At 35.8% G+C, this 26,094-nt stretch carries 26 protein-coding genes; 15 read left to right on the top strand and 11 right to left on the bottom strand.

What is annotated here, in order from left to right:
- Window positions 1-3: 3 nt before the first annotated feature.
- Genes FJA49_RS07835 through FJA49_RS07825 form a run of 3 tightly spaced genes read left to right on the top strand, consistent with a single transcriptional unit; the run spans window position 4 to window position 3,149 of the window.
- Complete coding sequence (locus tag FJA49_RS07835; RefSeq protein WP_140000437.1) at window positions 4-1,122, top strand: glycosyltransferase family 4 protein; 1,119 nt, start codon at window positions 4-6, stop codon at window positions 1,120-1,122.
- Window positions 1,119-2,069: a glycosyltransferase family 2 protein gene (locus FJA49_RS07830; protein WP_140000436.1), complete on the top strand. Its 951-nt coding sequence runs from the start codon at window positions 1,119-1,121 to the stop codon at window positions 2,067-2,069. The genes FJA49_RS07835 and FJA49_RS07830 overlap by 4 nt, the downstream gene beginning before the upstream one ends.
- A gap of 6 nt (window positions 2,070-2,075) precedes the next feature.
- Window positions 2,076-3,149, top strand: coding sequence for a glycosyltransferase family 2 protein (locus tag FJA49_RS07825; protein WP_140000435.1), 1,074 nt, complete (start codon window positions 2,076-2,078; stop codon window positions 3,147-3,149).
- 243 nt (window positions 3,150-3,392) lie between these two features.
- Here FJA49_RS07825 and FJA49_RS07820 read toward each other — a convergent pair whose 3' ends face one another.
- The 5 genes from FJA49_RS07820 to FJA49_RS07800 all read right to left on the bottom strand — a co-directional run bounded on the left by FJA49_RS07820 (window position 3,393) and on the right by FJA49_RS07800 (window position 10,282).
- Window positions 3,393-5,807: a TonB-dependent receptor domain-containing protein gene (locus FJA49_RS07820; protein ID WP_140000434.1), complete on the bottom strand. Its 2,415-nt coding sequence runs from the start codon at window positions 5,805-5,807 to the stop codon at window positions 3,393-3,395.
- An 82-nt stretch (window positions 5,808-5,889) separates the two neighbouring features.
- Complete coding sequence (eptA, locus tag FJA49_RS07815) at window positions 5,890-7,413, bottom strand: phosphoethanolamine--lipid A transferase EptA (RefSeq protein WP_140000433.1); 1,524 nt, start codon at window positions 7,411-7,413, stop codon at window positions 5,890-5,892.
- Window positions 7,394-8,227 carry a phosphatase PAP2 family protein gene (locus FJA49_RS07810; protein WP_140000432.1) on the bottom strand — a complete coding sequence of 278 codons (834 nt, stop codon included), beginning with the start codon at window positions 8,225-8,227 and terminating at the stop codon, window positions 7,394-7,396. Before FJA49_RS07810 ends, eptA begins: the two co-directional genes overlap by 20 nt.
- A 100-nt stretch (window positions 8,228-8,327) precedes the next feature.
- Window positions 8,328-9,611 carry a sensor histidine kinase gene (locus FJA49_RS07805; protein WP_140000431.1) on the bottom strand — a complete coding sequence of 428 codons (1,284 nt, stop codon included), beginning with the start codon at window positions 9,609-9,611 and terminating at the stop codon, window positions 8,328-8,330.
- A complete protein-coding gene (locus FJA49_RS07800; protein WP_140000430.1) occupies window positions 9,608-10,282 on the bottom strand; it encodes a response regulator transcription factor in 675 nt (224 codons plus the stop codon). Before FJA49_RS07800 ends, FJA49_RS07805 begins: the two co-directional genes overlap by 4 nt.
- Before the next feature lie 319 nt (window positions 10,283-10,601).
- Here FJA49_RS07800 and FJA49_RS07795 point away from each other — a divergent pair, with 319 nt between their 5' ends.
- From FJA49_RS07795 to FJA49_RS07740, 12 genes are all read left to right on the top strand, one after another.
- Entirely contained in the window at window positions 10,602-11,423 is an 822-nt protein-coding gene (locus tag FJA49_RS07795; protein ID WP_140000429.1) for a polysaccharide pyruvyl transferase family protein, read from the top strand.
- Between the two features lie 2 nt (window positions 11,424-11,425).
- Window positions 11,426-12,520 carry a glycosyltransferase family 4 protein gene (locus FJA49_RS07790; RefSeq protein ID WP_140000428.1) on the top strand — a complete coding sequence of 365 codons (1,095 nt, stop codon included), beginning with the start codon at window positions 11,426-11,428 and terminating at the stop codon, window positions 12,518-12,520.
- Window positions 12,517-13,179: an acylneuraminate cytidylyltransferase family protein gene (locus FJA49_RS07785; protein ID WP_140000427.1), complete on the top strand. Its 663-nt coding sequence runs from the start codon at window positions 12,517-12,519 to the stop codon at window positions 13,177-13,179. Before FJA49_RS07790 ends, FJA49_RS07785 begins: the two co-directional genes overlap by 4 nt.
- A 16-nt stretch (window positions 13,180-13,195) precedes the next feature.
- Window positions 13,196-14,236, top strand: coding sequence for an N-acetylneuraminate synthase (gene neuB, locus FJA49_RS07780; RefSeq protein WP_140000426.1), 1,041 nt, complete (start codon window positions 13,196-13,198; stop codon window positions 14,234-14,236).
- 3 nt (window positions 14,237-14,239) lie between these two features.
- Complete coding sequence (gene neuC, locus FJA49_RS07775) at window positions 14,240-15,370, top strand: UDP-N-acetylglucosamine 2-epimerase (RefSeq protein WP_140000425.1); 1,131 nt, start codon at window positions 14,240-14,242, stop codon at window positions 15,368-15,370.
- Window positions 15,360-16,754, top strand: coding sequence for a UDP-glycosyltransferase (locus FJA49_RS07770; RefSeq protein ID WP_140000424.1), 1,395 nt, complete (start codon window positions 15,360-15,362; stop codon window positions 16,752-16,754). The genes neuC and FJA49_RS07770 overlap by 11 nt, the downstream gene beginning before the upstream one ends.
- Window positions 16,755-16,757: 3 nt before the next feature.
- A complete protein-coding gene (locus tag FJA49_RS07765) occupies window positions 16,758-18,191 on the top strand; it encodes an MBOAT family O-acyltransferase (RefSeq protein WP_140000423.1) in 1,434 nt (477 codons plus the stop codon).
- Complete coding sequence (locus FJA49_RS07760) at window positions 18,191-19,063, top strand: hypothetical protein (RefSeq protein WP_140000422.1); 873 nt, start codon at window positions 18,191-18,193, stop codon at window positions 19,061-19,063. The genes FJA49_RS07765 and FJA49_RS07760 overlap by 1 nt, the downstream gene beginning before the upstream one ends.
- Window positions 19,063-20,205: a glycosyltransferase family 4 protein gene (locus tag FJA49_RS07755; protein ID WP_140000421.1), complete on the top strand. Its 1,143-nt coding sequence runs from the start codon at window positions 19,063-19,065 to the stop codon at window positions 20,203-20,205. Before FJA49_RS07760 ends, FJA49_RS07755 begins: the two co-directional genes overlap by 1 nt.
- Window positions 20,202-21,743, top strand: coding sequence for a glycosyltransferase family 2 protein (locus FJA49_RS07750; protein ID WP_140000420.1), 1,542 nt, complete (start codon window positions 20,202-20,204; stop codon window positions 21,741-21,743). The genes FJA49_RS07755 and FJA49_RS07750 overlap by 4 nt, the downstream gene beginning before the upstream one ends.
- A gap of 158 nt (window positions 21,744-21,901) precedes the next feature.
- A complete protein-coding gene (locus FJA49_RS07745; protein WP_140000419.1) occupies window positions 21,902-22,363 on the top strand; it encodes a MarR family winged helix-turn-helix transcriptional regulator in 462 nt (153 codons plus the stop codon).
- A 1-nt stretch (window position 22,364) separates the two neighbouring features.
- Window positions 22,365-22,868: a transposase gene (locus FJA49_RS07740; RefSeq protein ID WP_140000418.1), complete on the top strand. Its 504-nt coding sequence runs from the start codon at window positions 22,365-22,367 to the stop codon at window positions 22,866-22,868.
- 12 nt (window positions 22,869-22,880) lie between these two features.
- Here the strand turns inward: FJA49_RS07740 and FJA49_RS07735 are convergent, their stop codons facing one another.
- The 6 genes from FJA49_RS07735 to FJA49_RS07710 all read right to left on the bottom strand — a co-directional run bounded on the left by FJA49_RS07735 (window position 22,881) and on the right by FJA49_RS07710 (window position 26,002).
- Complete coding sequence (locus FJA49_RS07735; RefSeq protein ID WP_140000417.1) at window positions 22,881-23,522, bottom strand: GNAT family N-acetyltransferase; 642 nt, start codon at window positions 23,520-23,522, stop codon at window positions 22,881-22,883.
- Window positions 23,523-23,969: 447 nt separating this feature from the next.
- Complete coding sequence (locus tag FJA49_RS07730; RefSeq protein ID WP_158629461.1) at window positions 23,970-24,431, bottom strand: hypothetical protein; 462 nt, start codon at window positions 24,429-24,431, stop codon at window positions 23,970-23,972.
- Between the two features lie 90 nt (window positions 24,432-24,521).
- Window positions 24,522-24,791, bottom strand: coding sequence for a SoxR reducing system RseC family protein (locus FJA49_RS07725; protein WP_140000415.1), 270 nt, complete (start codon window positions 24,789-24,791; stop codon window positions 24,522-24,524).
- 36 nt (window positions 24,792-24,827) lie between these two features.
- The gene (locus FJA49_RS07720; RefSeq protein WP_140000414.1) at window positions 24,828-25,058 is read right to left on the bottom strand and encodes a hypothetical protein; all 231 of its coding nucleotides are present in this window, start codon (window positions 25,056-25,058) and stop codon (window positions 24,828-24,830) included.
- Window positions 25,059-25,162: 104 nt separating this feature from the next.
- Window positions 25,163-25,582, bottom strand: a complete 420-nt coding sequence (locus FJA49_RS07715) for a hypothetical protein (protein WP_140000413.1) — start codon at window positions 25,580-25,582, stop codon at window positions 25,163-25,165.
- 48 nt (window positions 25,583-25,630) lie between these two features.
- Window positions 25,631-26,002, bottom strand: coding sequence for a hypothetical protein (locus FJA49_RS07710; protein ID WP_140000412.1), 372 nt, complete (start codon window positions 26,000-26,002; stop codon window positions 25,631-25,633).
- Between the last annotated feature and the right edge of the window lie 92 nt (window positions 26,003-26,094).

Genomic DNA, 26,094 nt, shown 5'->3' with positions numbered 1-26,094 from the left:
CCATTGAAAAGCAACAGTCTAAATATTGCTATAGTAGCACCATCGCAGAATGCTTATTCTGAAACGTTTATTCAGGCCCATAAAAATTGGCTTGATGGAAATGTCAAGTATTATTATGGATCGGTTTCTAATGTCAAATTAGAAGGCGAAGGCGAGTTGCTCAGCGGTACCAAAAAATTGCTTGGTAAAGCAATGGACGCTGTTTCCTCTAAAAAACTGCATTCACAAAAAAAGGCTTTGCTTGATTCTTGGAAGAAACATAAGATCGATTTACTGTTTTTTGAATATGGAACAACGGCAGCCCAATTTATTGATGTCATAAAAGAATCCGGATTGCCCTTGATAATTCATTTTCATGGCTATGATGCTTCTGCACATGCTACCCTAAAAGAATTTGAAAAGCAATACGCAGCCATGTTTGCCTATGCTACCTATGTAATAGTGGTGTCAGAAGTGATGCATAAAAAGCTTTTAGAACTAGGCTGTCCAAAAGAAAAAATAGTAAAAAATATATACGGCCCAAATGAAATATTCTTTGATTTGGAACCCGCTTTTTCAAAACCGCAGTTTCTGTCTATTGGCAGATTTACCGGAAAAAAAGCACCTTATTATACCTTACTTGCGTTTAACGAAACGCTGAAAGAATTTCCCGAAGCGACTTTGGTACTATGTGGAGACGGTAATCTTTTAGAAACCTGTGAAAACATCTGTCGTTTTTATCAAATAGAAAATTCGGTTAAGTTTACTGGAGCAGTAACACCAGAAGAAGTTAAAAACTATCTGAAAGAATCGTTGGCTTTTGTACAACATTCCATTACGGCAAAAAATGGCGATATGGAAGGAACACCGCTGGCTGTTTTAGAATCAAGCGCAGCCGGTTTACCGGTTATTGCTTCAAGGCACGCCGGAATTCCCGAAGTTATTATTGATGGTGAAACAGGACTTCTGTTTGACGAGCATGATGTCAAAGCAATGGCAGAACATATGAAATCGGTATTGAAAGATAAGCAGCTTGCAAAAGAATTAGGAGCAAAAGGCCGATTGAACATACAAGCTAACTTTTCAATGAAACGACATATTGATGTATTGAATGATTTGATTTTAAAAGCATCTAATTCGTGAAGCCGCAAGTCTCAATCCTAATTCCGGTTTATAATCGGGAACATCTGATTATAGAAACCCTTGAAAGCATAAGGTCGCAAAGCTTTTTAAATTGGGAATGCATTTTGGTTGACGATCATTCAACAGATAATTCTGTTGGAGTTATATCAGAATTTATCAGTCAGGATTCCAGATTTAAGCTATATCAAAGACCTTCTGAAAAGCTAAAAGGAGCCAATGCCTGCCGCAATTATGGGTTTGAAATGTCACAAGGCGAATTCGTAAACTGGTTTGATAGTGATGACATTATGCATCCCGAATTTATCAGCAAGAAAGTCGCTGCTCTAAGCAATAATAACACTCTCGATGGCATCATTTCTAAAACAATGATGTTTGAAAATAACATAGAAAATATCACGGGACGCGAAAACAGGACATTCCTGACTGAGAATGTATTGGAAGATTTTTTAAAGCTAAAAATTTCCTGGTATTTGCCGGATATTATGTGGAATAGTGCCTTTTTAAAAGAAAAGCAGCTTTTTGATGAAGAACTTCTAGCCGGACAGGACAGTGATTTTTATGCACGTATGCTTATCGAACAGCCTAAACTTGAAGTTGTAAACGAGTATCTGACCTATTACAGGAAACATCCACAGAATATTACATCGCATATTGATAACAGGAAAAATGCAAGACTAAAAATTTCGCATTTGCACAGCGTTATCCGATTGATAGTCTTATTGGAGAAAAATAACAGACTTTCTAATGACCTGAAGTTGCATTTTTTCAAGGCAATGATGAAATATTTGCCATTTGTAATTTCAAACAAACAAGATCTAAAAGCTTTATTCAGGCTGCTTAGAAAACTATCTTTTTTGAATCTGGAAATTTTTATCCGTTGGATTAAAGTATTTTTGGCTTATTTTTCACTGAAAATTATCGGAAAAGGCGAAAAGATTTTAAAATAACAAATAATGATAACCTTACTCTATCCCTATCGAAACCGTGAAATAAAACGCATACAGCGTTCTATGGATTCGTTGGCACAACAAAAAGCACAAAACTTTAAAGTTGTGTTTATAGATTATGGTTCTGAAGATGCCATTGCAGCCGAAGCAAAGTCTTTGGTCGGAAAATACGATTTTGCTTCCTATACTTACTTATATTCAAAAAACCAACCGTGGAATAAATGCAAAGCCTTAAACTATGCCATAAAAAAGCTAGACGAAGGATATTGTTTTGTTGCCGATGTTGATATGATTTTTCATCCTGAGTTTACCTCGGTTTTAGAACAATGTTCAGATGCTGACACGGCCACCTATTTTCAAGTAGGTTTTCTTTCAGAAAATGATACTAAGAAAGATGGACCCTTTGAGTCCTATCCGATTAATTTTAAAACCAATGAAGAAGCCACGGGAATGACACTCTTTCCAGTTTCATATCTGAAAAAGATAAACGGATTTGATGAGTTTTTTCATTTTTGGGGAGCCGAAGATACCGACATTCACAATCGTCTGAAAAATGCAGGATGCAAAGTGAATTATTATGATAAAAAGCTATTGATGCTGCACCAATGGCACCCGAATTACCGCCAAAGAGAAACCAAAACACTAAACAGGGAATTACAGTTATCAGGTATTGTAGAAATCAATCACCAACACTTGCTACACAACCAAAAATCAGGCATTACACAGGTTAACCCAAAAGGCTGGGGCACTATAATGGATAAAGCAGAATGGGAAGAACTGCAAGCTTTTCCCGCTACGCTATTGTCCAACGAAAAAAAGCTAATCAATTATTTTCTATATCAACAACTGCCTAACTCCAAAAATCAGATTCTGGCTGTAGAAATAAAAGAGAACCCAATCCAAAAGGAATTAAAATACCTACTTAAGAAAAAATTAGGCAAAAAAGTTCCGCAATTTTACAACCTAAAAAAAATCAATGATAAAATCCTACGACACATCGTTTCCTTTTATCACACAAAACCCTATAGCTATCAGGTTAGCGAAGATTTAAAAAGTATCATTTTTAAAATTAAACTTTAAAGAAAACAACAAAGTTCAATTTCAATAACTGTCTCGTTTACATACAAAACACCCAACCTTAGCGCCTTAGTACCTCATAACCTTAGCACCTCTTTTAGCCACAGATTTGAATGATTACACAGATTTAAGAAGTTTATGTCAGATGAAAGAAAATACAAAAAGTTTACTTTCAATAACCATCTCACCTTACATGTAAAACAAACAACCTTAGCGTCTTAGTGCCTTAGAACCTTAGCACCTCTTTTAAAACTTATAACTATATCCCAATCGAATAACCTGTGTTTCATAATAATCATTGGCGGTATAATTAAACCCGCCTCCGTCTATTTTTCTTTTAATAACCATTGTATTCAGCAAGTCGGTTGCATTCAGGAAAATCTCTCCTTTGCCTTGTTGAACTGACTTTTTCAATCCGGCATCCATTGAAAATCGGGATAGGATTTTTCCTTGTGGTATAATATCAGGTGCTAAATAAACTGCTGTCATTTGCGCATCCCATCCTTTGGCAAATCGGAACGTATTGTTCAGTTTCAAATTGCCTGAAACGATAGTTTGCTTATCAGCCGAAAAAGTATTAGGCTCAGGATACAAGTTTTGCACTGTAAAAGCATTGATCTGATTTCTGTAAATATTTCCATTAACATTAAATGAATAGATGTCTGAAACTTTTTGGTTTAAAATAGCTTCTATACCGGTATTGTAGCTTTTGCCCGCATTCTGAAATATAGCATAAATCAACGTACTACCCGGAACAATGCTCGATATTCTAGTAATGGTTCCGTTTGCAAAACGATGGTACAATGCCGAATAGAAATAACCATTGCTCCAACTGTTTTTATAACCGAGTTCTACAGAATTGGTATACTGCTGACGCAAAGCGGGATTTCCAACCTTGATAATCTCAGCATCATCATACTTAGGGAAAATACGAATATCGACTTCATTTGGCCTGTCTACTCTGCGATTATAGAAAACCGAAAGTTTATTGTTGTCATTGAGTTTATAGGCCAATCTCATATTCGGAAACGGTTGCGTATAATTGTAACCGTCACTTTTGTAAGTACTATGATCGGGATTCACATCATACTTGATTTTTACATATTCCATACGCAAACCCAATTCAGCTTCCCATTTTTCATTTTCAAAAACATAATTACCATACACTGCCGGAATTAGTTCTTTATAGTTTGCCCAACCTCCGGCATCCATATCCAAAACAGAATTAGCCCCGGGTTTGAACTGCATATTAGTCGGAATGCTTCTGTTGCGGAGTTTGACACCGGTTTCAATGCGTCCATATTTCAAAGGTTTGATATAATCTATATTGAAATCATATACCTGCTCATCAGACAATAATTTAAACGCGTCTGTTCCTATGGATGACGGTAGGTAATTGTCATAAAAATATTGCTCGTCTTCTCTGTGAAAGGTGTAATTAAAACCAACATTCAATAAATGGCCGGCCTCTTTAAATTTGTATTGGTAAGCTGCCGTTGCCATGGCTGTAGTTTTCAATTCATCTTCTAAAAACTGCCAAAGACGCAAACGTTGCGACATATTGCCGTTGAAAAAAGGTTGGTCGCCACGGTCAATAATTTTTTCGTTGCCATACATTCCAGAAACAGTCAAGGTATTCTGCTCGTCAATTGTCCAATCAATCCCTGCTTTTGTCGTGAAAAAGTTGGTGTTTCGGTTTCGTTTTAGCTGTGAGTTGATAACGGTTCCATCGTCATAAGTTCGGGTTACGAACTCATTCTTATTTAGTGTCTCGGTATAAAGATTATCTGCCTGCAGAAAAACATTTATATTTTCCTTTCTGTAGTTAAGCGATAACGAAGGATTGGCTTTTGGCGTAAAAACATATTGCGGCCTGATAGTTGGCAGATTTTCTTTTCGAACCCAAAGCGAACCCGTACCGGATGTAAAACCTACTTTACCATTAAAACCTTCCTGTTTGTTTTTCTTCATGACAATATTGATGATACCGGCATTGCCATTAGCATCATATTTTGAAGATGGATTATTGACAATCTCTATCTTATCAATGGCAGAAGAAGGAATATTGTCGAGTCCGGTTTGACTGCCAAAACCGGTTAATGCCGTCTGTTTGCCGTCAATCAGAACGGTAACTTTATCGTTTCCTCGTAATTGGACTTTGCCATCCTGTACAGTAACACCAGGCAAATTCTGCATACTCTGTAAGACGGAACCACCGCTCTGGCTGATATTATCGGCAACGGAGTAGGTTTTCTTGTCCAGTTTGTTGCTTATATCACTTCTTCCTCCAGTAATAACTACGCTTTCCAAATTCATCGCTGTTTCATCCAGCTCTATGACGGGAATATCTAAAAAAGCAGAAAGGCTACCAACAAATAAAGGTTGTTCTTTGTTCTCAAATCCAATAAATGAAATTTCAAGGTGATAGTTTCCGGGCTTAATAGAGGCGATAGAAAATCTTCCTTCGTCATTGGTTACCGTACCAGCTACAAAAGTATTGTCCTTTTCACTTTTTACAACAACATTTGCATAAGCAATAGCCGATTTATCAGCTTTGTTTTTTATAACGCCTGAAATAGTAACAGATGTTGTTTGTGCAAACGAAACAACACCCAACAACAAGGAGATAAAACTGATTGAAATTTTTTTATTAAAACCCATAATCTGAAATTTTTATTTACAGGTACAAAATTTCAAACTGATTTAGAAGAAATTTAGAATACTAAATAGTTTTGGTTGTTAATTATTTATAAATATTCATTTCTTCTTTATAAACAGGACTTTCTATACCTAAAAAGTTCAGAACGCTGTGAAACACGTGATTCTGAGACAGTGTCGTATTAGGCTTTAGCTGCCTTGAACCGTCAACCCATACAATGAAAGGAATCTCATACTGTTCTTTGGGAGCAATACCTTTAGGTAGTCCGTGCATGTACAAATTCTTTTCTCCCAAAGATTCTCCATGATCTGAAACAAAAAGCATCGTGCTTTGATAGTCTTTTAGCTGTTTCAGGTCTTCAATCACACTGTGCAGAAGATAGTCTGTATAAACGATAGTATTGTCATACGCATTGATTAATTCCTGTTGAGAACAGTTTCCTAGTTCAACGCTGTTGCATACAGGTTTAAAAGTCTCAAATTGGAGCGGATATTTCTTGCTATAGGTAGGACCGTGGCTCGTACTGGTATGTAATACTACCAGTATCTTGTCCTTTTTACTAGCTTCTATCTGGTCTTTCAGACCGGCCAGAAGAACTTCGTCATAATTACATCCTTCGCCTTGACAATTCGCCTTTAGGTCATCTCTTTTCTGGTAATTTTTTATATGAACCGGAGGTTCTCCCCAGTTGGAGGTTCTCCAGATAACTTCCACATTGTTTCTGTATAGGTAATTAGGAAGTATCTCATATAAATCGCCGGTATCCTCATGTTCTAATATGCATTTCACACCTGCTGTGGTATAGGTAGCACAGGAAGAAGCCTCAAAATGGAATACGTTTGGCGTTTTGGAAAGCAACGGATTCGTATCTCTTCCGTAGCCGTATAATGAAAAATTCTGGCTTCGTGCGGATTCTCCAATAACAAGTACTACGACTGATTTCCGATTGTCTTTTATCGTGGCATCCGGCAACTGGATTTCTTTTCTGTTTTTTTGGTATTGGTGAATATAGAATAAAGATGTGTTTACGGAATATGACCAAGGCATGGCAAGTCCGCCCAATCGCTTGGAATTCTTATCAATCCAAAGCCAGTTGCTGGCGTTGGCAAAGGCCATGGCCACGATAAAAAGTAAGGTAAGCGAGGAAGTAATCAAAAACTTCTTTGGAGGCACACTTATTATCTTCGTTCTAATGATAAAAATGCTTGGGATAATACCAAACAGAATTATGTATAGCACCAGTTTAAAAGAAAAAAAGCTGCTGGATTCTTCATAATTGGTGTTGAACACGTTACCAATCATGCTTTCGTCTATTATCACGCTATAGGTATTGACAAAATAGACTGCAATTGAATTAATGATAAAAAATAAAACCAATAAAAATTTCCCGACTTTGCGTAAGAGATAAAGTATAAGATAGAAGGCAAAAGCATTGGCGATAATCATTAGGATTACAAGGCTTGCAATCAGGATAATACCGTTTAGACTTTTGTAGTCGACATTATTAAAGACATAGGCAAAGAATGGAAAATGAAAGAACAAGAAGTTCAATAAACTCATCAGTAAGGCGAAGTGGGCTATCTTTAGGTTATTTTTTATCTTTAACATAGGCGTAAATAATTTTATACAGTGAGATGGCTAAGCTAACAAAAGCCATGTAAAATATCATCAAATTTTCATTAATTATTCTGCAAACCAGCAAAATACAGCAAGCCAGAAATAGCAGTATAAAAACTGGGTAGTATTTTTTATTACCTATCCAGCCCCAGATTTTATAGTTTCGGCTGATAAATATTCCGGTAAGTCCAAAAATATATCCCAGAATACAACCTGCAATAACATCAAGTGGATAATGTGCTCCAACACCCACCCTGGTAAAAGCAAATAGCAATCCCATAATAAGTATTGCCAAGCACCATAAAGTTTTATACTTCAATCTTTGAGGCAAAAAGGAAAACAAGAGCACCGTAAGGATGGTAAAGATAGTAATTGAATGCCCGGAAGGAAGACTGGTACACCCGGATAGTCTTTTCCCGACAATGGTAAAGCTTTCGTTGTCAAACACCACAGGCGGTCTTGGTATAGCAAATATTTTCTTCAAGAAACTGCAAAACAGGAGAGAAACCAGAGAGCCAGACAGCAGCGCCTCCCAGATTTTTGGAGCATAAACTATGAAAATACTTAAAAATGACAGAAAAACCAAAGCATCTCCGAATTGGGTAAGGTTATATTGTAGGCTCGGAAATTGCCCAAGATGCTGATTGATAAAAAAGAAACTATTCTTTTGGATTTGTATATAACCTTCAACGCATAAAGCATTTTGGCTATACAGAAACAAGGCAATCGCAGCTAACAGAAACAGTGGCAGTAAAAACAGAGTTGCCTTAAGTCTTGAATAATTATTGATAACATTGGTGTCCATAGTTACACGTTAAAAAACGAGTAAAGAACATTATCAATTTAGAAGAAATTTAGAATTCTATATAAGCAATGAATTTTTATCAGGAACAGTTAAAGCTATTTCAAAATAGGACTTTAAAAATATGCTCGCCATTTTCAAAATTATAGGTTGTCTTCCAGCTGTGAAAACTGCATATTTCCTGAACGATAGACAGGCCTAATCCGCTGCCATTATCATCGGTAGCAATTCTTGAAAATCTTTTAAACAATAAATCGGGATTGAGAGTCTCATCACCAGAATTTCTAATCTCAAAACCTGATTTTGACAATCCTACTTTTATTGTACCTCCTGGCGAAGTATAGCGAATTGCATTAATGATAAGATTGTTGATTAAGATTTCAGTTAATGCACTATTACCTTTTACTTCAATGCCTGGTTGAATATCAGAACTGACCGTTAGATTCTTCTCTTTAAAATGTTCAAGCAGTCCGTCTATGCTTTGAGCAGCCAACGTATCGAAATTGATAAGCTCAGAACTATCAAACTGGCTGTTTTCGATTTTGGCTAACAATAGGAGGTTTTTATTTGTGCGCGAACTCCTTAACAGCGCCTTGTTCATTTCTTCTGCGATGTGGTATTGTTTTTCGGTCAGGTCATCGCTTTGCAGTAAAATATCCACTTTGTTTTTTAAAATTGCCAATGGTGTCTGCAATTCATGGGAAGCGTTCTCTGTAAATTCCTTCTGGTTTCTATAAGTAGCAATACTATGTTGAAGTAATTTATCAAGTGTTGCATTCAGTTCGGCAAATTCAATAGTATCGGTTTCCAGAAAGTCAATTGACTTCTGGCTGTTTAATTGGAACGACTTTAATTTCTGTAAAGTATCCTGAAACGGTTGCCATATTTTTTTCGAAAGTCTTTTGTTTAAAACCCAAAATCCAATGACTAAAATAAGAAAGAAAAATACTGTTGCCATAGCAATATAAGCAACGGTTTCTTCGGTTTCTTCCACATTGGTTTCGACAATCAATACATGGTTTTTGTTATTGATTTTAATATTGGTTTTTAAACCCCGAAAACGGTCTATGATTTCTTTTTTAGAATATACATTTTGCCGTTTGATGGTGTATAGGCTGTCTTTCAATAAAGGCTGTAGGGAGTATTTTATTTTACTAACCGGCTGTATCTCATTCCAGAATTTAATACTTTCAGCTAATTTTTCGTCGCTGATGTTTTGCTCATTAAATTCATTCTCTATTCTTTGAGCAATAAGATAATTGTTTTCGTCTAGTTCTTTTAGCCAAATCCAATCGACTAAAAAGAAATAGGACGGAATACTCAATGCAAATACGATAGATGCAAAGATGGTAAGCTGTCTAAGCGATTTCTGTAATAAATTTTTCATCCTTCCCATTTATAGCCTGTACCGTAAACGGTTTTTATATATTGTTCACAACCAGCATCACTTAGTTTTTTCTTCAGGTTCTTAACATGGGCGTATACAAAATCGTGATTGTCAAGCATGTCGGCAAAATCCCCTGAAAGATGTTCTGCTAAAATACTTTTGGAAAGTACACGATTTTTATTCCCAATAAAGTAAATAAGCAAATCGAATTCCTTTTTTGTAAGCGCAATAGATTCACAGTTTACAGAAACGGTTTTTGCCAAAAGGTCAATAACCAGTTCATCCTGCGTTATAATATTAGAGTTGTTAAACTGCCTCCTACGCATAAGAGAATAAATCCGGGCTGTGAGTTCTGACAAGTGGAAAGGCTTGGTCAGATAATCATCGGCACCAATCTGCAATCCTTTTATCTTATCATCTAGAGAGTTTTTGGCAGAAATAATAATAACACCGTCCTGTTTGTTCTCTTTCTTTAATTCTTCTAAGATTTTCAGTCCGTTACCATCCGGCAGTGTGATATCCAATAAAATACAGTCATAATTGAACGTTTCTATTTTGTTCATTGCTTCCGTAAAAGTAGGGGCAACTTCACATAAATAGCTTTCTTCAGAAAGATATTCTACTATGCTTTTTGCAAGCTCCTTTTCGTCTTCTATTATCAGGATTTTCATTTTTTCGGTGCTTTCATTCTGCAAATTAAAAATACAATTTTGAAGAAATTTAGAATGCCCACAAGTTTTGCCTTTATTCTCTTGCAATTATCCCTGATTTCAATTTAACATTCTCAAATGTAAAAAAATATAGAGTGCCAAACCGTAATTACTTTTCGCAAATCAGATAAAATTTTCTACTTTCGCTTTGAACTAATGGGGAACAGATTGAAAATATAGTGCAACAGGCACCGTTGTAAATAGTTCCTGTCTTCTCTATAAATTTGTATTCAAGTGATACAGCTTTTCCTAAAAACTTTTAAAACAACGTAACCGGTTTATGTCCCAAAACGGAAATATCAGACTTTTTTGGTGGAGCGAAATCCAGCTTGCCGGTAAGAAAAAGGAAAACTATGGCGATTTGGTAGGCCATTATCTTGTGGAAAAGATTTCCGGAAAGAAAGCAGTTTGGACACATCCTAAAAAACGTTCTTTTTTGGATAGTTTCAAAACCGTGTATTTCACAGCAGGAAGCATTCTGACGCAAGTGAGTGGAAAATGTGTGGTTTGGGGAAGTGGTATCATTTCAAAAGAATATAAAATAAAAAAAGCCGTATTTTTAGCTGTTCGTGGACCACAAACACGAAAGCATCTCATGGCACAGGGATATGATGTTCCTGAAATCTATGGAGATCCGGCGCTTTTAATGCCACGATTTTATAATCCTGAAAGGAAAATACAATATGATTTGGGAATAATTCCGCATTATGCTGATTACCAAATCGTTACAGAACTATATAAAGACCAAAAAAACGTTCTGATTATTGACTTGATGACCAATGATGTTGAAAGTGTAACTGACCAGATTTTGCAATGTAGGAGAATAATATCGTCTTCCTTGCACGGAGTCATAATAGCCCACGCTTACCAGATTCCGGCTGTTTGGGTCAAGTTTTCAGAAAATGTTTTTGGAGACGGAATCAAATACCAGGATTATTTTGAATCAGTAGGTCTTGAAAACTATACGCCACAATTTCTGACGCAAGCACTGGACAATAGCCAGACAGAATTACTTTTTAGCCAAACAAATTCACTTCCGAAAGTCGAAAAAATTGAAGAAATACAGAATAACCTAATGGACGTATGTCCTTTTAAAAAATAAATATGGCCAAAGTAATTTTGATATCCCAACTCCCGCTGCCTTATCCAAAAATAGGAAGCTGGACTACTTTGTATCAAAATTACCTGAATGGCAACCATGCGATTGATTACATCATTTGCGAACAGCCTGATGCGCCATTCCAAAATGTGGAATATAGTATTGTAAGCAAGACACTCACGCTTAAGCTCAAGAAAAAATACCAAAAGAATAATTACATCGGCTATATCGAAGCCCTTGAAAAAATAGTGACATCTGGAGAAAAGTGTATCATTCAGATTGTCGATAATTTCGGGATTATCAAACCATTACAGGAATTTTTAGAATCCAAAGGGAAACGAAACCAATGCTATATTCAATTTTTCTATCATGGTTTTGCTCCTTTTTATGGCAATTTCGAAAGCAGAAATTTTTATGAGTTTATAGACGAAATGGTACTTTTGACTTATGACAGCTATAAAGCCCATAAAGACTACTACACCATATTGCCTTGTCGTTTTTCTGTATTGCATAATGGAATCGATAACAGCAAATTTTATAAAGTCGAAGCATCACAAAAACAAAAGTTACGTGAAAAACTAGGACTGACATCAAAAAATGTTTTTATCTGGTGTTCGCAAGACCGACCTAAAAAAGGATTGGATTTGATTTTGGATGTATGGACTCGTATTTATGAAAAACATAACGACTGCACATTGTTGGTCATAGGTGCTAAACGTGATGAAGCTATTGAAGGCGTTTCATTTTTAGGAAGAATCCCGAATGAAGAATTGCCTCAATATTACCAAGCTTCTGATGTGTATCTTTTCCCGACTTTATGGCACGAAGGCTTCGGACTAAGCCTGATTGAAGCACTTCATTGTGGTTGTTATAGTATTGTATCTGCTTTGGGTGGTGTTCCGGAAGTTATGCAACATGGTGATTTAGGAAGACTGGTTGAAAATCCACATTTTATTGCTGAATGGATGGAGGCAATAGAAGAATTTTTATCAGGAAGTCGAAGCTACCCTTCACTTTCGGAGGATCTCTATTCAAGAACAGCATGGAATAAAGGCATGAACGAAAGAATTGCAGAAGCTAAAAAAAGTTTGGAACGATGAAAACGATAGCCATAATTCCAGCCAGAGGGGGATCAAAAAGACTGCCGGGAAAAAACGTGATGCTGCTTGATGGAATTCCATTAATCGCCCATAGCATTTTATATGCAAAAGTGAATTCAAATGTTATTGATGCTGTTTTTGTAAGCACGGATGATCCTGAAATCAAAAAAATAGCTTTGGAATATGACGCTAAGGTAATTGACAGGCCGGCTCATTTGGCAGGAGACCATGAACCTACGGTAACAGCATTAAAACATGTTCTTGAATCTTTAGAAACAAGACCTGAAACAGTAATTTTGTTACAGCCTACCAATCCGTTGCGTCCTGAAAAATTACTACAGCAAGCTTTTGAACTATATGAAAAGGAGAACTGTGAAAGCCTATTTACGGTAACACGCAGCCATCACAAATTAGGGAAAATAGAAAACAATAGATTTGTACCATTTAATTATAAACCGGGACAACGAAGCCAGGATTTAGAACCTTTATATTTTGAAAACGGGCTGTTGTATATCTGCAAATCCGATTTGATTTTAGAAGAAACAATTATTAGCAAAAATGCCTATCCGCTATTGATAGAACACGCTTTTGCCGGAGTTGACATCGATACGGCTGAAGATTTTGATTATGCCGAATACCTATACCAAAAAAATAAATAAAACAGAATACTAGATAATGAAGCCCTACATAGAAATCGCAGGAAGAAAAATAGGAATGGACTATCCGCCATTGGTCATTGCAGAAATAGGCATCAACCATGAAGGTTCGCTTGCTGTTGCCAAAGAAATGGTGGATGCAGCCCATAGGGCAGGAGCCGAAGTAGTAAAACACCAGACGCATATTGTTGAGGATGAAATGAGTGGTGCAGCCAAAAAGGTAGTTCCCGGGAATGCAACGGTTTCTATTTACGAAATCATGGAACGTTGTGCCTTAAATGAAGCAGAAGAACTCGAATTAAAAGAATATGTAGAAAGTAAAGGCATGATTTTTATTTCAACGCCTTTTTCTCGTGCTGCGGCAGAACGTTTAAAGAAATTTGATATTCCAGCCTATAAGATAGGTTCAGGAGAATGCAATAATTATCCATTATTGGAGCATATTGCCAGTTTTGGAAAGCCGGTTATATTGAGTACCGGAATGAATACGATTGAAAGTGTCAGAAAAGCAGTAGCTATTTTTGACAAACATAATATTCCCGTAGCGCTTTTGCATACGACAAATCTATATCCAACGCCTATCCATTTGGTACGTTTTGGTGCGATGACAGAACTGCATGAAGCTTTCTCGGATAAGGTTTTTGGATTGAGCGACCATACGCTAAATAATAATGCTTGTCTTGGAGCTGTGGCTTTGGGTGCTTCTATTTTAGAGCGACATTTTACAGACTATATGAACCGTACAGGACCGGATATTGTTTGCAGTATGGATGAAACAGCCTGTAAAGAATTGATTACAGGCAGTAACGAGATCTGGCAAATGCGAGGTGGAAGCAAAGAACCCGCAAAAGAAGAACAGGTTACCATTGATTTTGCTTTTGCTACAGTCTGTTCTATAAAACCAATTGCAGAAGGAGAAATTTTTACCAAAGAAAACATCTGGGTAAAACGACCGGGAACCGGAAAAATTCTTGCAGAACACTTTAATGATATTTTGGGCAAAAAAGCAACAAGAGCCATCGGAAACGATGAACAGCTAGTTTGGAATGATATTCAGTAGGCCGTGAAAAAAATACTTTTTCTTACAGGAACCCGGGCTGATTTCGGGAAGATAAAATCGTTAATCCAGATATTGGAAAAAGACCAGGATTTTGTACCCTATATTGCCGTAACCGGAATGCACCTGCAACAAGAATATGGCTATACGCTTATTGAGATTGAACGCTGCGGTTTTGAAAATATCCATACGTTTTCGAATCATACCCACGAAACAACGATGGATTTGACGCTGGCAAAAACAATAGAAGGTTTATCTGCATACGTCAAAGAATGTCAACCAGACCTGATTATCGTTCATGGCGATAGAGTAGAGACATTGGCAGGAGCCATAGTAGGTTCACTCAATAACATTCTGGTGGCACATATTGAAGGCGGAGAGATTTCAGGAACTGTAGACGAATTGATTCGTCATAGTGTGAGTAAGCTCTGCCATATCCATTTTGTGTCTAATGAACAAGCCGCCAAAAGACTGATTCAGATGGGAGAACTATCTTCTTCAATCTTTACTATTGGTTCTCCTGATGTTGATATTATGTTTTCTGAAAACCTTCCTGATCTGGAAACTGCAAAAACATATTACGATATTAAATATGATGATTTTGCCATTGCCATGTTCCATCCCGTAACAACGGAGGCAAAATACATGATGGAGTATGCTGCTAATTTCACGCAAGCCTTGCTCAATGACAATCATAGCTATGTGGTTATTTATCCAAATAATGATTTGGGAAGCAAAGCAATATTAGATTCGTACCAACAATTAAAAGACAATCCGAGGTTCAGGATATTTCCTTCACTTCGCTTTGAATATTTCCTAACCTTATTGAAAAATGCCCAATTCATAATTGGAAACAGCAGTGCGGGAATCCGTGAAGCTCCGTATTATGGTATTCCGATTATCAATATCGGAACACGTCAGCAAAACAGAGCCGTACATTCCGAAATTATCAACGTAGATTATAGTGTTGAAGCTATAAATAATGCACTTAAAACTATTGATAGCCATACGGTCAATCCGGAAGAAGAAGATTTTGGTGCCGGAAACAGCGCTGAATTATTCCTCAGTTCACTAAAAAATCAAGATATTTGGCAACTGAATCATCAGAAGCAATTTAGAGATATTGATGCACCATAAAAAAATCTTTATACTACTGCCAGACGGCATTGGCCTGCGTAATTTTGCATATTCACATTTTCATGAATTGGGGCAAAAGGAAGGATTTGAACCGGTTTTCTGGAACAATACGCCTTTTGACTTAAAAGCATCGGGTTATGAAGAAGTAAAAATTAGCAGGGCAAAAACGCATCCGCTGACTGATATTTATAAAAATGCCCGAAAGCATATCGAACTGAACCTAAACATCCAAAAAAGCGATGATAAGGTGTATGATGCCTATCGTTTTCCTTTTTCGTATAAGAATCTGAAAAGTTCGCTAAAGAGTTTGGCTACTCGTGGTATTATTGCAACCAATTCCTCAAAAAAAGGACTAGAAAAAGTTCGGGAGAAAATACAGCAACTGGAAAGAAAGACTGATTTTTACCGAGACTCTTTAGCCACATTACAAAAAGAAAAACCGGCTATGGTTTTTTGTACCAATCAGCGTCCTGTACTGGCAATTGCTCCACTTTTAGCAGCCCGTGATTTAGGAATTCCAACGGCTTCTTTTATTTTTTCATGGGACAATCTCCCAAAAGCAACTATGGTTGTTGAAACCGACTACTATTTTGTATGGAGCGACCATATGAAAAAGGAACTGCTATATTATTATGACTATATACGTCCGGAACAGGTTTTTGTAACGGGCACGCCGCAATTTGAATCCCATGCCAACAAGGCTACTATTCAGTCAAAACAGGCTTTTTTTGAAGCAAATGGCTTGGATAGAGCAAAAAAATACATTTGTTATTCGGGAGATGATATTACGACTTCTCCAGATGACCAGCAATATCTGGCAGACACGGCAAAAGCTGTTCGCAGTTTAAATGCGAAAGGACATAATTTAGGAATCCTGTTCCGTCGTTGTCCTGTAGACTTCTCCTCACGTTACGATGCGGTATTGGAAGCCAATAAAGATTTGATTGTCAATCTGCCACCATTGTGGAAAAAGATTGGAGAAGGCTGGAATACTATTCTGCCTACTAAGGAAGATGTAATCTTGCAACAGAACACAATTTTCCATACAGAAATGGTTGTCAATCTGGGTTCGTCAATGGTTTTTGACTATGTATGTTATGATAAGCCTTGTTGTTTTGTCAACTATGATACTGACCGTACTGTAGGCGGCAACTCATCAGTCAAAAAGATTTATAACTACGTCCATTTTCGTTCCATGCCACATAAAAATGCGGTAATCTGGCTAAATTCTCCAGAGGAAATAGCTGACCGTATCGAAGCAGGCTTACTAAATCCGGAATCGAATGTAGTTGCGGCAAAAGAATGGTTTCAAGTAATTAACGAACAACCTATCCAGGATGCTTCTGCACGAATTTGGGAAGCTATACGAAACATAATCCGCTAGAATATGTACTTCAACTCCCTGTCGTTTGCGGTTTTTCTTCCTATCGTTTTTTGTCTTTATTGGTTTGTGTTCAAAACATCCAAGAAAGCACAAAATGCATTGTTGATTATAGCGAGCTACTTTTTTTATTCGTGTTGGGATTGGAGATTTTTGTTTCTTTTGATTTTCTCTACAGGACTGGATTATTTTACGGCATTAAAAATTGAAAACAGCCAATCTAAAGCGAGTAGAAAAACATGGTTTTGGATTAGCATAGGTATCAATCTGGGATTTCTTGGTGTATTCAAATACTATGACTTTTTTGCGGTTTCCTTTTCTAAACTGTTAGAAGGATTTGGCTTGCAGGCCAATCCATTATTGTTGAATCTGGTACTACCGGTAGGAATTTCATTTTATACCTTCCACGGACTTTCTTATATTATTGATATCTACAAAGAACGTATCCGTGCCGAACGGAATTTTATAGATTATGCGCTTTTTGTGAGCTATTTTCCATTGTTAGTTGCAGGACCAATAGAAAGAGCTACACATCTTTTGCCACAGGTAAAAGTCAAAAGAAATTTTGACTATCAGCAAACTAAAGAAGGTCTACACCAGATTTTATGGGGGTTGGTCAAAAAAATAGTAATCGCAGACAGTTGTGCCCAATATGCCAATGCTATTTTTGACAATTACGAAAACATGAACAGCCTGTCGCTTATGCTGGGAGCCGTTTATTTCGCTTTCCAGATTTATGGAGACTTTTCAGGTTATTCAGATATTGCTTTGGGAACCTCTAAATTATTTGGGATTAACTTGCTCAAGAATTTCGACTATCCGTATTTCTCCCGGGATATTGCAGAATTCTGGCGTCGTTGGCATATTTCGCTTTCATCCTGGTTCCGGGATTATCTTTATATTCCTTTAGGAGGCAGTAAAGGCGGAACGTGGATGAAAATCAGGAATACATTTATCATCTTTTTGGTAAGTGGCTTTTGGCATGGCGCTAACTGGACCTATCTGGTTTGGGGATTCTTAAATGCCTTGTATTTCCTGCCATTACTTTTGAGTCAGAAAAATAGGATACATACCGGAAATATCGAAAATGTAAATGTGGTTCAGGGATTCAAACTGATTCCTCAAATCGGATTGACATTTCTATTGACATGTTTTGCCTGGATATTTTTTAGGGCGCCAACAATTACTGATGCATTTGGTTATATACAGAGAATGTTTACCAATTTGAAATTCAAAAGCCAGTACTTTAGTATTGAACGCTATAATTATGAACTGATACTCATGATTGTATTGTTTGTTGGTTTTGAGTGGTTCAACCGCTATAAAGTTGAACCTGTTTCAGGACGATACAGCTATCTAAAAATTGCTTTAGCCATTGCTGTTCTACTGTTGTTTGGAGTGTATAGCGAGTACAAAAGTTTTATTTATTTCCAGTTCTGATGAGAAGATTTTTGCTTTATCTACTTAAGGTTTTTATCGGTTTTATAGCCGTACTATACCTGTTGGATTATGCTTTCACGGCTGGTTATATAAACAGCAAGCCCAGAAATAAGATTGCGTTGGCCTATGCAGGAAAACCTGAAAATTATGATGTGATTTTCTTAGGTTCATCAAGAGCTAATAATCATTTTGTTCCGCAATTGTTTATTGATAAAGGCTATTCGGCTTATAATTTTGGAATGAGTGGCTCCCGATTGGAGGAGAGCGCTTTGCTGCTGGAACTGCTATTGGCAAAAGGAACAAAAATTAAAAACCTTGTCGTTGAGGTAGACTTAAACATCAATTCCAATGGATTTTCTGACGGTACCCGAGCTTACTTTTATCCTTATTTAAAAGAGTCAGATCAGATTAGCGATTATTATAAAAACATAAAAGATTTTGACCAACTGTATTATCTGCCGTTTTATCGTTATCTAAAATACGATGCGAAAATAGGAGCCAGAGAATTGTTTTTTACGGTAGCGGAAAGACCGTCGAAATCCCTACAGCGTCATGGGTTTTATCCATTAAAAGGGAAAGGGAAAAATATGAAGTATGACCTTTCAAAATACAAACCCAAACGAAACAAGGCGTATGAAAGGATTAAAACAATCTGTAAGACTAACGGAATACGTTTGATTGCTGTAACGACACCAATGTGCGAGAACGTAAAAAATGCAGCATATTTTGAAGATGTTGTCAAACTATATCCGGAAGTTCATAATTTTGAAGCTGTAGTAACCAGCGATGATTATTTTTCTTCCTGCGGACATATGAACGAAAAAGGAGCCACTATTTTTACACAGTTTCTTTTAGATAAATTTTTTCAATAATGCACATTGCTTTTCTAACACCAGAATACCCTCATGAAAAGGTACGACATGCAGCCGGAATCGGAACCAGCATCAAGAACCTTGTTCTGGCTTTGCATAAGGAAGGAATCAAGGTTTCGGTTTTTGTGTATTCCCAAAAAACAAATGAAGTTCTGGAAGAAAACGGTATAAAGATTCATCTGATACAACATAAAAAATACAAAGCTTTTGGTTGGTATTTTTATAGAAAACATCTTCAGAACTATCTAAACAGGTACATTTCTCAAGATAAAATTGATTTGGTAGAGGCTCCGGATTGGACAGGAATTACGGCCTTTATGAATCTGAATGCGCCTTTGGTTATTCGTTTTCATGGCAGTGATGCCTATTTCTGCCATTTGGAAAACCGAAAACAGAAACCCAAAAACTTCTGGTTTGAAAAGCTCGGATTGGCAAAAGCAAAGGCCTATATCGCACCGACACAATTTGCCGGTGATTTGACAAAAGAAATTTTTAAAATCAAGAACAAACCGATTCAGACACTGCATTACGGAATCCTGCTTTCTGATTTTTCAAATGAAACACCACAGGATTTTGAACCCGGACTGATTTTATATATCGGTACTATCATCAGAAAAAAAGGCGTCTTGGAATTGCCGGCTATTCTGGAAAAAGCTGTTGCAAAAAATCCTGAAATCCGATTGTTGCTAATCGGTTCGGATTCGTATGATTTGCAGACGCAATCACCTTCAACCTGGCAATTATTACATTCCATGCTGGATGAATCGCTGAAAGAGAAAGTCAGTTATTTGGGCAGAGTACCTTATAATGAGATTCGGGAACATATCAAAAAGGCCAATGTTTGCGTATTTCCAACCTTTGCCGAAACTTTAGGCATGGTAACAATTGAATGCATGGCAATGCAAAAAGCTGTTGTAAATAGTAATATTGGTTGGGCAAAAGAATTAATTATCGATGGGGAAAGTGGTTATTTGGTACATCCACAAGACCATAATTTATATGCTGAAAAAATAAGCGAACTCATTGCCGACAAAAATCAGGTATTGCAGTTGGGTAAAAATGCAAGAACACGTGTTGAGAATGTTTTTGATATACGAAAAACAGTACTGCAAAATATAGAATTTTATAAGCAGCAGTTATGATTATACTCTACCATCAAAATAATAAAGTGACACAGGTCTGGAATGATTCTTTAGGAGAAGATATTCCGGTTCGTTTGGCTTCGATTGCAGACACTCTGTTTGAAGCAGCACAAGCGTTTCCTGAATCACTGATATTTTGGTGCCATGAATCACAACGCAATTATTTTAATAAAGAAAGCATTTCTGATATTTTCCATCATAAAAAGATAATGGCTTTTTATAATCCGGCAAAAGAAAACTATTTTCCGGATACTATTGGATATATAGAGGAAAGCCTGTTTGCTAATCCTAACAAGAATGCGAAGTATGCAACCTGGTTTGCCAGTGCTGCCATAGGTGGAATATCATGCGAAGTAATGTTGCGCTTAGAAAAGGAAATCGTACGCGATACGGATTTCGATTATTTCCTGCATTCTTTAGCAAAGCTATGGATGCCACATGGACTTTTATGTTACTCGGAACCTCGATTGCTTTTGCATTCTGATACAGGTTATACAACTACAAAAGCGAGTACAAAAACTGTTTTCAAGTTTGTACGACAGCATTATAAATCCCGATGGATATTTCTTTTATTGTTTAATTGTATCCTGCATCAAAAGCAATGGTTTTTATTGCCTTTTTTTCAGAGTCTATTTTATGGTAAAAGGAAAACTACTGGAAAAGTTTTGGATGCCGTTTTTGTCCAATCTTCCAGGCAGATTATTAATGAAGCCGCAATAGATGTAATTATCCCAACCATTGGCAGGGAACAATATCTATATACATTTCTATCCGATTTGGCTGCTCAGAAACAGTTGCCCCGAAAAGTTATTATCGTTGAACAAAATCCGGTTGAAGGAAGCCAGAGTAATCTGGTTTATCTCCAAAATAATTCCTGGCCTTTTGCTATTTCGCATACATTTACACGTCAGGCAGGAGCCTGCAATGCTAGAAATATTGCCTTATCCCAAATTGAAAGTGAATGGGTTTTCTTTGCAGATGATGATATTCGTGTAGGAGAAGATTTTCTGGAAACGGCTTTCAGCCAGATTGCCAAATACGGAAACGAAGCCAATACGTTAAGCTGCCTTCAAATCAACGAAAAGACCGTGTTCGATGCAGTTTTTCAATGGAAAACATTTGGGTCGGGATGCAGTATCGTGAAAACAGACACTTTAAAAGGACTCCAATTTGACCAGCGTTTTGAGTTTGGTTTTGGAGAAGATGCGGATTTTGGAATGCAACTTCGCAATAAAGGATTTGATGTGTTATATCTTCCATTTCCCCAAATACTACACTTAAAAGCTCCGATAGGTGGTTTTAGATCGAAACCTGAATTGGCTTGGAAAGATGAGAAACTTCAGCCAAAACCATCACCTACCGTAATGCTGTACAGGTTGCTACACCAATCTAAAACACAACTGGAAGGCTATAAAACGGTTTCTTTTTTTAAGTTTTACAAACACCAATCCATAAGGAACCCATTTCGCTATTATAAAAACTTCAAAGCAAAATGGGCGGTTAGTCTTTTTTGGGCTAATAAAATTAAAAATAGCTGAATTACTAGCTGGATTTATTCCATTACCTATCTGATTTATTGTAAACTATTGGCTCTCAATTAATACTTCTAAGAATATAATTTAGGACGGAGTAGTATTTTCGTATATAAAAAAATAATATCTTTGTAGCTAAGATATTTAGTTAATAAGATAAAAATATGAACGATTTACTTCAACAATTTAGACAAGCGAGCCGACAATATTCCGACGCTTCCATTTTTATGCACGAGGCAATTGCCCGCAAAGCAGGCTTGGCAGGTTCAGATCATAAATACCTGGGACTAATTTTACAACATAAGGAATTGACAGCAGGCGAACTTTCTAAGTCGACAGGATTGACGTCCGGCGCTGTTACCGGATTGATTGACCGACTGGAGAAAAAAAAGCTTCTCAAAAGAAAATTCACTAAGGACGATCGAAGAAAAGTAATCATCGTGCCTAATGAAGAAAATGCTATGAAATTATTACAGCCGCTTTTTGTGGAACTGCAACAAAAAACAACAGCACTGATTGCTTCTTTTTCACCATCGGAAATGGAAGCCATAAAGCGCTATTTTTCGGAAGCTACCGTCATCATGAAAGAAGTAACCGGTTCGATGAATTCTAAATCAAACGATTAAAATGGAAAATATTACGACAAGTTATCTGTCAAGAGCAGAGCTATGGCTCTGTATTACGACTCTTGTTTATTTTATGATGAATGGGGCTCAAATTTTTGAAACATTGCTTTTTGTTCCGAAATGGACAGTTTCACCACCGGACAATTTTAAGCTTTTATTAGACGGACAGGGTAGTAGCTTGAAAATTTTCTGGATAGTATTCCATTCCCTACATGAAATTACTTTTTTGATGGCGTTGTACTTTTGCTGGAAAATAGACCCTATACGGAATTGGCTTTTAGTCTTGCTCGCCATCCATTTTGCGGTTAGGATTTGGACGCTTTCTTATTTTGCCTCTGCTATTATCGACTTCCAAAAAATGGCAATTGCACCCAATGAAACTAAAGATTTGCTTAGTAGGGTCAAGCTTTGGCAAACGCTCAATTATATACGGGTTTTTATTTTTGTAGCCGTTTCATTGGGAATGATACCGTTATGTGTCCGATTGTTTAATATGCGACATTAATTGTATTGTCTCCTATGAAACGATAACAATCGATGTATACAAGCTATAGACATCCCAGCCTAAAGATTGATATAACTGCCTGCCTTCTTCAGTAGCTACCAGGAAGTTTTTGGTACTATTTTTAGAGAGTGCTATTTTTTCAAGTTCTCTTATGATTATAGTGGCAAGGCCTTTTCTTCTGTGATTGCTGTCAGTTATGATTCGGTCGTATACGGCTATATCATCAACAAGCACTACACGACCAATAGCTACTTCTTCGTTATTTTGAGTAAGGATTCTGACTACAAAGGTTGAATTATAGCTATCAAATTCCAAATGGTATTCGGTATCGAGATGACGATTTGGAAAAACCATTGGCTCAGAACACGCCATCATATAACCCTGTGGTTGGAGCGTCCACTTTTCAGAAACATGATTTTTTATTTCTTCAGGAGAGGCACAGGCTTTTAGAAAAATCCAGGGTTCAATGATTGTATTAGAAAGTTGGATAAAATCCTCATTCAGTTCTGCAAATACATACCTTTCTTTTTGTTTCACATCGCCGACTTCAACTTTAAAACCGGATTTGAATACAATTGGTAAGGGTAATTCTCTTGATAGCGACCAGGCGGTAAGCCATTTTTGGAGAATATCTGGAGAGACTTGGTTTTTCATGACTTTTTTATTGAATAGACATTGCCCTGTTTACCTTATAGATTATTTGAAATAAAATAAAAGCACAGATTGATAGATATAGTATTGAAGGAATTGTAAAATAGAAATATTTTAGTGAGAGTTTGAATCTGTTTTTACAATAATAATAAAAAACAAAAGCTGTTGTTAAGAAAACTATTCCAAGTAAAGGAACGTATACAAGATACGTAATTAACGCATAGACTTTTCTCATGTTAAAATTGTAGAATGAAAAAATTTTATTCGCTAAAATAAGTTGTGTAATAATCATTAGAATAAGTCCGATAAAAGAAATATAAGACGATTTAATTACATTTTTATCCATAATTGATTATATATTGTTTTCCTATATACCTTGTTTTCCCCATTTTTTCCTATTCTTTCGACCGATTAAGTAAGATCTCAGGTACAGAAGAACTCCCTTGATTTTTAATTCATTAATAGGAAGTTTTTAAAATAACAATGTTTATTTTCTTTGTTAGTTAAATTGATTTCATAAATTGCTTCATAGGTTCGTACTCCAGATATATTGACATTACCTTTACTTTTTAATAGTTCACAATTATTGTTCATATAATTATTAAAAACAAAAAGCGCAAATTTTTCACTTAGTTTATCTGTTTTTTCAATCAGGTCGATTTGTTTATTATTAAAATCATTGTTTTCTATATTGTAATAAACCTTATTATCAACATCATAAATTATAAACCAAAATTTGTTTGATGAAAAGGAAGGATCAGGCGAATAATAATATAGGATATGATTAGTATTTTTAAGTTCATTCCTCATTTTTTTTAAAACGAGCTTATTCATATTATATCCTTTTATTCGAACTTCATTCTGGGGATTACCTTCAGCTTTATCTATATCATCTCGTATTTCTTTTTGCATCGTAGCAATTTCAGTATAGAATTTAGGTGTACTACAACCAATAAAAGATATTGATAATAAAAGGATGTATAGTATTCTTGTCATTTACTTTTAATCATTTTTCTTTCCATCAATAATTTCATTATAATCTGAGATATCATCCGTATTGTATATTTTTCCCATATACTGTGTTGTTCCGTGTTTTTTTCTTATTCTTTCCGCATAAACTATTCCTAGGACAAGCCCAATAATGGAGAGTAAGATAGAAATCCAAAGCAGTTCTTCATTAGAAAAATAAATGGCTAAGGCGATAAAAAGAAAAATGATAAAGGGTGAAAGAAAAATTTTTACCCAATAAATTATTTCAAATAGTTTATTCATGAGTTTGATTGTTAAAATGATTAAATCATCTGATTTTTAATGGCTATCATTGTCATACTCAATTAAAAAATGATATTTCTTATCGACAGTATCTTTTCTGTATACTTTAAATAAGTCTGAATTTGCATCTTTAGTTATGGAGTCTCCTAACTTTAATTTGAAATCATAGATAGCGTTTGAGTCAATTCTCAATCCATTCTGCATATAAAATTCTGTAGTGCGTAGTTGCCAATTGTTTCTTTCTACTATCAGAGAATTAAATTTCAATTTATAAAATTTATCATCGTTACTTTTACCACTCCAATAGAAATAAGTAAATATGCCAAGTAGTACCGCTATTGGATAAAAATGTATTATTTTTTTAATTTCCATTATAAAGATGTTTTTTCAACTTTTAAAAACAATGAAACAAACATAAAAATCAGTGCTATTATGAAATACCAGGCAAATAATTTTTTGTTATACTGATTTTTATATTGCTTAATCAAAACTTTGAATTTGTCATGTCTTAAGAATAAAAAATAATGAAGTAGCATAATTGGTGTTATAGAATACATTCCCGCATTTAAAACGAAATTGTATGCTCTTTCAGAAATAAAAGTTATGGTTAAAAAATCTAAGCCACCGTCTAATATATAGTTATTAAGAATCAGGTAAACAAAAATAACGTAAATGGAAGTTGCAAAAGCAAAATAAAATCCTGAAGCAAACTTCCAGATATCGCTCATATATCCGTTATTTTGAGCAGTATAGATTGAGCTAATCATTATTTTATAAAGTAGGTTTTTCATTGTCAGACTGCTTAATGTCTTGATTTAATTTTCTGGAATATAATCTTCCTATTTAATAATTTTATTGCTTAAGGTTCCATCTAAATCTGTAAAGTAATATATGAAGGTTTTGTCAATCTTATATAGGTTTATAAGATTTTTAAAATTACCCAACATTTCAATTTCAAACGTTTTAAAATCCACTTTCGCAATTTTAAACCCTTTGTGAAAAAAGCTTTTGAGATAGATTGGTAAATAAATAAAATTTTCATCTTTTAAAAATGGGCCACCAAAAAGATGTTTTGAAACAAGGATGTCATTGATTAGGAGCTTGCCTATTTCCGGACCACCTTGTCCTATTTCATTTAAATCAATATATTTAATATTGAGATGAGGAAATTGTTTTTCCGGTACAAAACTAATAGGTGTTTCTACAAACATAGTTCTAGGGTGAAATTGATGATAACGGGCAACTTACATAAAGTGTAGGGAAGACTCTCGTGAAAATTAAATATTTATTGCTAAATGTAATA

This window comes from Flavobacterium microcysteis (assembly GCF_006385255.1).
GTDB classification, from domain to species: Bacteria; Bacteroidota; Bacteroidia; order Flavobacteriales; family Flavobacteriaceae; genus Flavobacterium; species Flavobacterium microcysteis.
The sequence above is the reverse complement of the archived record's forward strand: the minus strand, read 5'-3'. Positions and strand labels throughout refer to the sequence as shown.